Source organism: Gammaproteobacteria bacterium, from assembly GCA_028817225.1.
Classification (GTDB): domain Bacteria; phylum Pseudomonadota; class Gammaproteobacteria; order Poriferisulfidales; family Oxydemutatoraceae; genus Oxydemutator.
Genome location: JAPPQC010000013.1, coordinates 1 through 5143, shown reverse-complemented (window position 1 = coordinate 5143; position 5143 = coordinate 1). Strand labels below are relative to the sequence as shown.

The window sequence follows — 5143 nt, the reverse complement described above, 5'->3', positions numbered from 1 at the left end:
CCCCCGCCGGCTGCCCCTCAAACACCCGCACCACCGCATCCACGGCGTCCAGTTGGTGTTTCTGGTTGGGGTTGAAGTGGAGTTTCATTTGCCGATGTGCTCGGTGAGGAATTTTTTCAGCGGATTGAGCGCGGGGTGGCCATAATTCCAGTATTTGGAATCGAATTGGTTTGCACCTTTGACGCCGTGAAGGCCATGGGCATCTTTATAAGCAAAAACTTTTCTTTTTGCATTAAAAAGAGCATACCCGCTTTTTCTCAGGCATTTTTCGTATTTTTCGAGACATGCCAAAACATCCTTGTGGTCCGAGGAGGTGATTCGCAACAGAAGGTCGTCCAAAGACCCCGCGGACTTATTATCCGGAAAAAGAAAAAGAGGCGGATTCAGGCGGCTGAGAATATTTTCAGCCTCTCTTCTTCTTTTTGCATGATCAGAATTGGCGTCAAGAATGATTAAAATCTTGACTCCTTTGTCCTGCATCTCTTCTATGTCCGGCGTATATCCGCCGAGCTTGCCCCACCCTTTCAGGTCTTTAAAGCACTCCTCCGAGTGGGATTTCCCGAGAAAACTCAAGTATTCTCTCAGGAATCGCACATCCTCATCGCCCTCAGTAACAATGTGAAAATTCACAGCCATTATTAAAGGCGAATGTCGGTTTCCGAAGCCAGTGCCATTTGCAATTGGTCGGCAGAATAGCGGTATGCGCGGACTTCATCCGTTGAGTATTTGACCAAACGGTAACAAGCGACTACGTCGGGAAACAATTTTTCACCCAGCGCATTCCGCAAACTTTCAATAGCGTCCCCGCTGTGGGTCGTGAGGAAAATTTGCGCGTTGGATTTTGCCGAGTGGTTGAGTATCACCTCCCAAACCCGCTCTAATGCCGTGACGTGCAAGCCGTTTTCAATTTCATCCAGAAACAGCATTCCATCCGAGGCCCCGTCAATCCCTGAAAGGATGCTCAGAATACGCATTATCCCATCCCCGAGGAGATTGATGGGGATAAAGCTATCCGGAAACCCTACGTCAACGGACACCAAATCATGTGATCCCGTTTTGATGTCTACAACCTTGGGATCAATTGATTGAAGAGCGCTCAAAAGCAACTCTTTCCGTTTTTTGTTGAGCATCTGGTCAACTGAATCGCAGTTGTAGCCCCTCCTTGATAGATAAACGCCTGCACCTCGCATAGGCTCTTTGTAGCCACTATCTGTGAAAGCCACAAAGTTTTTACCGCCACGTTCTGTCAAGTGAGTTCCTGCGCGATGAACATCGCTTTCATCTGCCTGACCAGAAACAGAAAATTCGTACCCAAACCCAATCAGAGACTGCCCTGTCACAGGAGTCCCCATACTAAACTCAGAGGCATATTTCGCATCACCGTTCCCGGGGACCTTTGAAATAACCACACCCGCCTGCCCCACTTGCAGATTGCCGTACAAAGGTAAAATTTTAAGGTTTCTCCCCCCTGTCGTTTGCGCGCACGACAAGATCGACCCATTCTCGTGGTCACGATTATAGAAGAAATCCTTTATATCGGAACCTTCCGTGATGGTCACCCCCCTGTGATTTTGCATAGTGACAATCAAGTTGGCATTAGACATTCCCGACAGAAGAAATGCCGCTTCCAACACTGACGTCTTGCCGCAATTATTCTTTCCCACGAACAAATTAACCCGCGCAAGGTCATTGATTTCCAAGGATTTAATCCCACGGAAATTCCCAATTCTCAGATTTTTGAAAAAATGCTTGCTCATGTATTGCCTCCGAAGTTTGTTATACCGCCCTCGGGCAAAAAAAGCCCAAAAAGCAGTAAATTTGAGCACTTTTCGGCCATTATAGGCATAATCCGCCAACAGCGCAACTGCTTTTTTGTATGCGCTATTTCCTTGTCATTAATTCTGACATTCCGCTTTCCTATCCCCATACCGCAACTCATTTATCGCCTCCTCAAACCCATCATCCGGCTCCCCCGGCCAGGTGCCGAAAAGTTCGCGCACATCTTTGATTGGCTTTACGCCTTGGATGCGCGTCAGTTCCTCCAGCGTGGGCGATTCCCAGAAGTTGCCGGGGTGCGGCAGCGGGCGGGATGAATCGTCGGCCGGGGTTTTGGAAACTTGCTTTGACTTTTTCATCGTGTCACCTCATGCGCGATGCGCGGATTATACCACCTCAAACCCCACCCCCGCGTCGTTCATTTGCAGGGCGGTGTTGGTTTTCAGTTGGTCGTTGCCTTGGAACAGCCGGTCCAGCGTGATGACTTTGTCCGGCCCTGCGGCGAGTATATCTTTTAGCGTCGCCGCGTCAATGCGTTGCAGCGCGACGGCGATTTTGGCGCCGGCGTCTTCCGCCAGATACCAGCCGCCGTGGTCGCGCAGTGGGGCGGTGAGGGAGACGCCGGATTTCAGCAGGAGTTCGTAGAGAATGTCCTCGGTCCGCGCGCCGTCCACCACCGGGTCGGTGTGCAGTTGCATTTGCGCCGCCAGTTCGGCCGCGTCTTGCACATCGCCGCGCCATGGTTTGAAGTTGGACTCGCGCAACTTGAACACCTTCAGCCCGGCGTTCATGCCGCCGTTCTTGAGCACCCGGCGGATGCGCTCCTTGCCGATGTCGGCGATGGTCTTAAAGCCGGCTTTGCGCGCTTCGGATTTCTCGTCGCACGCTTCCGGCATCTGCACGCAGATGAATTTGCGCTTGCCGCCGTCTTCCTTGTTTAATTCGAGGACGGCGTGGGCGGTGGTGCAGGAGCCGGCGAAGAAGTCGAGCACGATACCGTCATTGTCCGAGCCCAAAACAACAAAGTGCTTAATCAAACTTGACGGTTTCGGGAAATCGAAATAGCGGGCACCGAAAAGTTTCTCCACCTCAATGCTTCCCTGCTGGTTGGAGCCAAATTCAATACCCAAGAAATCGCTCGTGATTTGGCCGGCAGAATCCTCAAGGTAAGTTTTACCGTAAGGTTGCTCTTGCTTGCCAGAAGTCCAATAAATTCCGTTGCTTTTCAGCAACTTGTTGAACTCGTCCTCTTTAATCATCCAGGGGCCATCCAAAGTCATGCCGCTCGGCGTGGTCACCGAGTAAACATGCCGGCCTCGCGTTTTATCAAGGAGTATGGCTCTTCTGAACAAACCCCTATCATCGGAATATCTATATTCCTTTTTGGCTCTCTCTGTCAGTTGCATTTTGTTGAACTTGAGAGAACTTTCATTTCTGGAAAAGCACAGAACATATTCCTTTATTCTGGCGACATTGCCGATGTTTGGTTGATTGTCGGTTCTTCTCCATGAAAAACACGCAACAAAATTCTCCTCCCCAAAAATCTCATTCATCACCAGCCGCAGGTTATGCGCCTCGTTGTCGTCAATGGAAACAAAAATCACACCGTCATCGCGCAGCAAGTTGCGCGCCAGGAACAAGCGCGGGTAAATCATGCTCAGCCAGTTGGAATGGTAATGCCCGTTGTCGCGGCTGTTTTTGCGGAACAACCCCTCGCGCGTCAGACGCCCATCGCCGTCCATGTCGCCGACGCGCTTTTGGTAGTCCTTTTTGCTCATCGCAAAACGGTCCGGATAAATAAAATGGTCGTTGCCGGTGTTATACGGCGGGTCGATGTAAATCATCTTGACCTTGCCGAAGCACGCCTTCTGCAAAACCTTCAACACCGCCAGATTCTCGCCCTCAATAAACACATGCCCGGCCCCGTCAAACCCCACCGACTCTTCCCGGCACGGCCCCAGCGTCGCCGTGGTCGCCGCCTGCAACGCGCGATACGCCTCGGTCTTGCCGGCCCAATTAAGATGATACCGCTCATCCTTGAACCCCCCATCCCGCGTCAACATAACGCGCAACTTCTCCCAGTCGATTGCCCCCTCGGCAAACGCCTCGGGCAAAACCTCCCGCAACCGGGCAAGTTTTTCTTCGGTGATGTTGAGGGATTTGCCGTTCATTGGATTCAGGGTAGCATTTTTGGGCGAGGTGAGGGTCATTGTGATGTCTCCCGCCAGATGGGCTGTTGTTCCCATCCGCCGGGGAAGTCCATGGCCGCCGTATCCGCCCCCATGCGAGACAGCCATGCTTTCAGGCGGGCGCGCCAATGATGCCCGGGGACAATGCAATCCATCAAATAAAGCAGGATAACCAGGGTGTTGTATGGCTTGCGCGAGTTGCGGCGGCACTGGTTGATGAGCCCGGCGGGCTTGTGCCGGGGCAAGCGCGGGGTGATGGTGAACGCCCGATTCCACAGCCGACTGTGGTGGGCGCAGATGTTGCGCAAATGAGCGAGATGATGCAACCAGGATTGCAGCACTTGCTCGTCCGTCCCATACCCGTCGGCAATTGCGCGCCGGGTGCGCATCGGTTTGAGGTTGGCATACCAGCGGGAAAGTTGCCCCAGCGACATCGCTTCGCAGACAACCCAAACCGGCGGCAATGCCTCGATATAGTTGTTCCTGTAATTGCGGATGAAAACCTCGTGGGAGCGGCTTGTTTCATCGACAAGTTTGGCGAGATTTTGTTCCCAGCGTCCGCGTCTGCCGGCCAGCGTGGAATCGAGATGGGCATGCGGTCCGTGGCGGTGTGCCATTTGGTAAGTCCATTGACTGCGCACTGACACTTCCACGCGTTCCACGGCGTCAAGCACCAGCAGACGCAATTCGCGGTCCAGCGCATAGAGTTTCAGAACCTCGGCGAAGTCGGTGCCGGGATGGAATCGGTGAGTTACCGGGTCGGCCTCAAAAGCGCGCCAGTATTCACTGAGCCGGTGGAAATTAACATGCCGAAGATGGAATTCGGCCTCGGCCAGGTCGCGAACGGCCATGCCGCGCCGCCGGAGCAGTTCAATCTGCTCGGCGTAGGTGGCGGGTTCTTTGTCAAATGGGCGCTTCACCGGTTGCCTCCAGCAAAAAAGTAACCCGCCGGTTTGAGGGTACTCAAAAGAGCATAGCCTTGGCGGGTTTTGTTGTTTCCAATTATAGAACTTGCGCCAACCGAGTCAAGGGGGGCGTGCAACTTCTCCAATCCACCTTCCCCTCGGCAAACGCCTCGGGCAAAACCTCCCGCAACCGGGCGAGTTTTTCTTCGGTGATGTTGAGGGATTTGCCGTTCATTGTGGGGCTTCTTGTTTATTGCCGATTTTGGCGTGGAC

General features: G+C 53.1%; 6 protein-coding genes. 1 reads left to right on the top strand and 5 read right to left on the bottom strand.

Annotated features, from left to right (window positions below; all coding sequences use genetic code 11):
• Positions 1 to 84: 84 nt before the first annotated feature.
• From OXU50_01750 to OXU50_01730, 5 genes are all read right to left on the bottom strand, one after another.
• Positions 85 to 636, bottom strand: a complete 552-nt coding sequence (locus OXU50_01750) for a hypothetical protein (GenBank protein ID MDD9868606.1) — start codon at positions 634 to 636, stop codon at positions 85 to 87.
• A 2-nt stretch (positions 637 to 638) separates the two neighbouring features.
• Positions 639 to 1757 (bottom strand): AAA family ATPase, encoded by a 1119-nt coding sequence (locus OXU50_01745; GenBank protein ID MDD9868605.1) that lies wholly within the window; start codon positions 1755 to 1757, stop codon positions 639 to 641.
• Between the two features lie 138 nt (positions 1758 to 1895).
• Positions 1896 to 2135, bottom strand: coding sequence for a hypothetical protein (locus OXU50_01740; protein MDD9868604.1), 240 nt, complete (start codon positions 2133 to 2135; stop codon positions 1896 to 1898).
• A 27-nt stretch (positions 2136 to 2162) separates the two neighbouring features.
• Positions 2163 to 3947: a site-specific DNA-methyltransferase gene (locus tag OXU50_01735; GenBank protein MDD9868603.1), complete on the bottom strand. Its 1785-nt coding sequence runs from the start codon at positions 3945 to 3947 to the stop codon at positions 2163 to 2165.
• Positions 3948 to 3982: 35 nt separating this feature from the next.
• Positions 3983 to 4885, bottom strand: a complete 903-nt coding sequence (locus OXU50_01730; GenBank protein ID MDD9868602.1) for an Abi family protein — start codon at positions 4883 to 4885, stop codon at positions 3983 to 3985.
• On the opposite strand from OXU50_01730, the gene OXU50_01725 reads away from it, so the two are divergent.
• A partial coding sequence (locus tag OXU50_01725) for a hypothetical protein (protein ID MDD9868601.1) occupies positions 4873 to 5143 on the top strand: 271 nt, incomplete at its 3' end. The genes OXU50_01730 and OXU50_01725 overlap by 13 nt on opposite strands.